Source organism: uncultured Chitinophaga sp., assembly GCF_902168175.1.
Taxonomy (GTDB): Bacteria; Bacteroidota; Bacteroidia; order Chitinophagales; family Chitinophagaceae; genus Chitinophaga.
In genome coordinates this window covers 1-5,491 of record NZ_CABHOU010000044.1, presented here as the reverse complement: position 1 = coordinate 5,491, position 5,491 = coordinate 1, and the positions used below count along the sequence as shown (strand labels likewise).

Annotated in this window: 5 protein-coding genes and 1 pseudogene; all 6 read left to right on the top strand. The window is 49.5% G+C overall.

Going from position 1 to position 5,491, the window contains the following annotated elements; genetic code table 11:
- Positions 1 to 187 (top strand): annotated as a pseudogene (locus tag QZT80_RS09495) (molybdopterin molybdenumtransferase MoeA); the annotation flags it as partial.
- The gene (locus QZT80_RS09490; protein WP_295121051.1) at positions 180 to 920 is read left to right on the top strand and encodes a sulfite exporter TauE/SafE family protein; all 741 of its coding nucleotides are present in this window, start codon (positions 180 to 182) and stop codon (positions 918 to 920) included. The pseudogene QZT80_RS09495 and the gene QZT80_RS09490, both read left to right, overlap by 8 nt.
- Positions 917 to 1,156 carry a MoaD/ThiS family protein gene (locus QZT80_RS09485; protein ID WP_295121049.1) on the top strand — a complete coding sequence of 80 codons (240 nt, stop codon included), beginning with the start codon at positions 917 to 919 and terminating at the stop codon, positions 1,154 to 1,156. Before QZT80_RS09490 ends, QZT80_RS09485 begins: the two co-directional genes overlap by 4 nt.
- 222 nt (positions 1,157 to 1,378) lie before the next feature.
- Complete coding sequence (locus QZT80_RS09480) at positions 1,379 to 1,969, top strand: (2Fe-2S)-binding protein (protein ID WP_295121047.1); 591 nt, start codon at positions 1,379 to 1,381, stop codon at positions 1,967 to 1,969.
- Positions 1,966 to 2,943 carry a xanthine dehydrogenase family protein subunit M gene (locus tag QZT80_RS09475; RefSeq protein WP_295121045.1) on the top strand — a complete coding sequence of 326 codons (978 nt, stop codon included), beginning with the start codon at positions 1,966 to 1,968 and terminating at the stop codon, positions 2,941 to 2,943. Before QZT80_RS09480 ends, QZT80_RS09475 begins: the two co-directional genes overlap by 4 nt.
- 9 nt (positions 2,944 to 2,952) lie before the next feature.
- Positions 2,953 to 5,166 (top strand): xanthine dehydrogenase family protein molybdopterin-binding subunit, encoded by a 2,214-nt coding sequence (locus QZT80_RS09470; RefSeq protein ID WP_295121041.1) that lies wholly within the window; start codon positions 2,953 to 2,955, stop codon positions 5,164 to 5,166.
- Positions 5,167 to 5,491 lie beyond the last annotated feature (325 nt).

Below are 5,491 nucleotides of genomic sequence, written 5' to 3'. Positions count from 1 at the left end.
AAACCAGCTTACCCATTTTTTGAAAGGGTATTATGCAGACGGCCGTGTAACCATATTACCCGCCCAGGATTCGTACCGAATGCGCAGTTTCGCCACCGCCAACTGCCTCGTAGCGTTGGACGAAGCGGCACAGCCATACCAGGAAAACGATCTTGTAAATATTCACCTGTTGCCAGTATATGGATGATTTGATAATCTTATGCCCGCTGCTGTTTGCGGTAGCATTCTTATATTCGTCGGTAGGACACGGCGGGGCGAGCGGGTACCTTGCACTGATGGCCTTATTCAGTGTGGCACCGGATGTAATGAAACCTACGGCGCTGCTGCTTAATCTTTTTGTATCGCTTACTTCATTCACCTTTTACTACCGGGGAAATTATTTTAACCGGAGATTGTTTCTCCCGTTATCGCTGGCATCTGTCCCCATGGCGTTTGTTGGCGGTACCATGGCCATACATTCCGAGGTGTACCGTAAAATGCTGGGCGTTTTCCTGTTGATACCCGTGGCACGCTTCCTGTTTTTCCGGGACATAGAGGTTAACAAAACGGCGCAGCCTAAAACAGGCTGGCTATTGCTGATCGGCGCTTCTATAGGTTTACTGTCGGGCATGCTGGGTATTGGTGGCGGGGTTATACTATCACCGGTGCTATTGTTGCTGCGCTGGACCGACCAGAAGCAGGCCGCAGCGATCAGTGCCCTGTTTATTTTCGTGAACTCATTATCCGGCTTATTCGGCCAGCTTAGCCGTGGTGTACAGTTTAGTCCCGACATGACACTTTACGTGATCGTTGCCTTCGGCGGCGGACTACTCGGTTCTTATGCAGGCGCCATCCGTTTTCCGCAGCGGACGATCAAAATATTGCTGGCGGTAGTATTGGCCGTCGCCTCCTTTAAACTCTTTCTTCCTGATTTATCGTGAAAAACACCTTACAGATATTATTTTTCGGGCAACTCGCAACACTTACAGGCTGCGCGAAGGCAGATGTAGTGCGCCCAGCAAACACCGACGAACTACAGCGGCTGTTGTATGAAACTTACCCACGGCTTCGCGAGGCGAAGTACCTGGTAACGCTCGACCGCAAAGTGGTTAAGGAAAATACCACTGTGGGCGAAGATGCGGAAATTGCGTTACTGCCACCCTTTTCGGGAGGTTGATATGGGCGGGCGACGCATCTGTATAAAACACCACCGGATTGACGGAACATTAACGCTGACTCGTTAAGCATTTAAAATCCAGCGCTTCCGGCGCGTAGTGCAGAATATTTCGGTATATTACTTGTAGTTATTTCTGATCGCGCAAAATATGGGGGCATTAAGGTCAGTCCCCGATCTGATAAAAGCATACGATACCAACATCAATTAATAAACATTGCGTTTATGAATGGCAAACAATCCTATAGCAGGCGTTTTTTCCTAAAAACGTCGGGCGCCCTGGCCGTATTGGCGGCAATTCCGGCATCGGTGAAGGCGCTGTACAACGAAGCGAAGAACTTTATTGTACCTCCGAAACAAACCTTTCCACTTCCCGTTAGCATCAACAAAAAAATGTACAAGGTAACGGTAGACACCCGTACCACCTTACTCGATTTGCTGCGGGAAGACCTGCATCTTACCGGCACCAAAAAGGGTTGCGACCATGGACAATGTGGGGCCTGTACCGTACATGTGGACGGAGAAAGAGTACTGAGCTGCCTTACCCTGGCCGCTATGCTGCCTGGCAAAGAAGTGACTACCATCGAAGGACTGGCAGACGGTGAAAAATTACACCCCATGCAGCAGGCCTTTATCGAATGCGACGGGTTCCAGTGCGGGTACTGTACCCCGGGGCAGATTATGTCGGCCGTGGCCTGTGTAAAAGAGGGACATACCAGTTCCGTAGCAGAGATCAAGGAGTTCATGAGCGGCAACCTTTGTCGCTGCGGGGCTTACAACGGTATTGTTGAATCCATTCAAAAAGTTGCAAAATGAAGCCATTCACTTTTTCCAAACCAGAAAACCTGGGCAAGGCCTTATCCATTAAAAAAGATACGGTGCAATTCATTGCAGGTGGCACTAATTTGCTCGACCTGATGAAGAAAAACATCGCCGGACCAGACGCCGTACTCGATATTACCACCGCACTTTCCAGCAAAATAGAGCAGCAGGGCAAAGGCGTTCGTATTGGCGCGATGGTGCGTAACAGCGCCATTACTACCGATAAAACCATCTTATCTAAATATCCGTTGGTAGCAAAGGCCGTGCTGGCCGGTGCATCGCCACAGATCAGGAACATGGCCTCTACGGCAGGCAACCTGTTACAACGTACACGTTGCCCTTACTTCTACGACATTACCACACCTTGCAACAAAAGGAAGCCAGGCAGTGGCTGCAGTGCCATCAACGGTGAGAACCGTATGAACGCGATCGTGGGATACAACGAACAATGTGTGGCGGTGCATCCCTCCGACCTCTGCGTAGCACTGGCGGCGCTGGACGCCACCGTTGCCACTACCGATAAAAATAAAAAGCAGTTATCCATCCCCTTCAAAGATTTCCATAAACTGCCGGGCGATACGCCGCAACTGGATAACAACCTGCCCGCCAATGCGATCATCACATCTGTAGACATTGCAGAAAATCCCTTCTCTAAAAACTTTTATTATTTAAAACTAAGGGACCGTGACTCCTACGCCTTCGCACTGGTTTCGGTAGCTGCCGCGCTGCATTTACAGGACAACCACATTGCTGACGCCAGACTGGCCTCGGGTGGTGTGGCGCATAAACCATGGCGCTGGTATGAGGCGGAGCAGTACTTAAAAGGAAAAGCGCCATCTGCCTCCACCTTTAGTGCTGCGGCCGACATCGTTATTAAAGACGTGAAACCATTATCCAACAATGGTTTTAAGAAATCCATGTTAAGAGGCGCTGTAGAAACCGCGCTGCAAAATTGTTTAACTGCTTAATGATGTATCATGCGACTTTTCAATACTAAAAAACCGGTAGCAGCCAGGGCCGAAGGCCGTGTGGAAGCTGTGGCCAAGGTAACAGGCTCCGGCAAATATGCGGCAGAATACGAGGTAAAGAACGTATGTTACGGAGTGCTGGCAGTCAGCGCCGTAGCGGCGGGCTCCATTAAAAGCATCGACCTCAGCAAAGCGAAACAGGTAGAGGGTGTACTGGATATCATCACCCATGAACATAAACCTTTAGTACCAGGGATGGCCGACGAAGCGAAGATCAAAGAAACCCGTTTCGGTTTACCCATTTTTCATACAGATAAGATCTACTTCAGGGGTCAGCCAATTGCGCTGGTAATAGCCGACACCCTGGAAAATGCTACCTACGCGGCTTCGCTGATAGACGCGGAATACAATACCGAAAAGGCGAACGTAGATTTCGAAAGCACCCATCCCGGTGTAAAACTTTCCAGTGCCGGTAAAGAGAAAGGCACGCTGGACGCATGGTCTGGTGCGGCCCACATCGTGGAAGCAGAATATAATGTGCAGGCAGAAGTGCATAACCCCATGGAAATGCACGCCACCATTGCGCACTGGACAGCAGATGATAAACTGGTACTATACGATAAAAACCAGGGCGTAAACAATGTACAGCGCGTATTTGCGCGACTGTTTAACATTCCGCCTCAAAACATAGAAGTAAGCAGCGAATTCGTTGGTGGCGGTTTTGGCTCAGGCCTGCGCGTATGGCCACATGCACTGGCATCAGTAATGGCGGCAAAACAGGTAAAACGGCCCGTAAAAGTAGTACTCACCCGGCCGCAAATGTTCAGCCTCACCGGCTACCGCCCCGCCGCCTGGCAAAAGGTAAAACTAGGCGCAGATAACAATGGCAAGTTCGTAGGCATACTGCATCAATCAAAGAACAACACCTCCAAATACGAAACCTTCAGTGAAGGCATTACCCGTATTACGCGGATGGTGTACAATTTCGATAACCTGAAAACAGAACAGGCTACCGTTCCGCTTCACCTGAGTACACCCACCTGGATGCGCGGTCCGGGCGATTGTACCGGTGCTTTTGCGCTGGAATGTGCTATTGACGAACTGAGTCATAAAATGCAGGTAGACCCGCTGGAGCTGCGGATGAAGAATCTCGCAGTTACCACAGATCCTGAAAGCGGCAAACCCTGGTCGACCAACTTCGTGAACGAATGTGTGGAGAAGGGGGCAGCGATGATTAACTGGAAAGAAAGAAAACAGGTACCCGGCACACTAACAGATGGTGAGTGGAAGATCGGTTATGGGATGGGCATTGGGATGTGGGGAGCAGGACGTGGTAATGCCAGCGCGGGCATCAGCATGCAAAAAGACGGAACGATTACCGTTAAAACCGCCATGACCGACATCGGAACTGGCACTGGTACAGCGATACAAAATATTACCCATTCCAGCACCGGTGTTGCGAAAAACAAGATAAAAATCGAACTGGGGCATTCAGATTTTCCCGCTACGGGCAGTCAGGGTGGCAGTACCGGCCTGTCTTCCATCAGCGGCGCCGTATCGGCCGTGTGTGATGCGTTAAAGCAAAAGCTGGCTACATATGCGCTGGTGCAGAAAGAGGTGTATAAAAATGCGGCACTCCCGGATATACTGCTTTCCGAAACCGGCGTTTCTTATAAAACAAACAATAACGAATTTGTTTCTTATGCAGACATCTGGAAGAAAAACAACCTTACTACTGTTGATGTAGAAGCCAGCTCCGGCCCGGGAGAAGAGCGGCAAAAGTACGCATTCTGTTCATCAGCCGTACACTTTTGCAGGGTTAAAGTGAATATTAAAACAGGCAAAGTAAAGATCGACAGGATGGTGAGTGTGGCCGACGGCGGCAGGATCGTTAACGAGAAACCCGCCGCCAACCAGATATCAGGCGCGGTAGTGGGCGGCATTGGTATGGCATTGATGGAAGAGCAGCTGGCCGATAAAAATCTTGGCAACCTGGTGGGCAACGATCTTGCTGGTTATCACTTTGCTGTGAATGCAGATGCGCCGGTTATTGAAGTTGCGTTTATCAATAAAACAGATCCCAATATTAATCCAAGCGGGGCCAAAGGTTTGGGAGAAGTAGGTATTATCGGGTCGGCGGCGGCCATTGCTAATGCCATCTTTAATGCTACAGGCAAACGTTTGAGAGATTTACCCATCACACCGGATAAGGTTTTAGCTTAAATTATAGAAGGCCTGGCGATATTTCGCCAGGCCTTTTTATTAAACCCCGTTCCCATAACTTCATTAAGTCAAAGCACCCATGTGTTAACTCCCCACCTCTCCTTTGCCGCCAGCACAACATCTTTGCATCATCGTTAATCTTAAAACCCCCAAAATGATGAACGCAACAGCAACCCTCAGCCCCATGAGATTTTTAAAGAAAGTTCTTGAAAAGGGCGGCCCCGAAGAAAAAGAGTACCGACAACTGGATGAGATATTCCAGGTATTGTCTGAAGACCTCCGTAAGGGCCTGCTTAATCCTGAAGAAATAGAACTGTTCCATAAA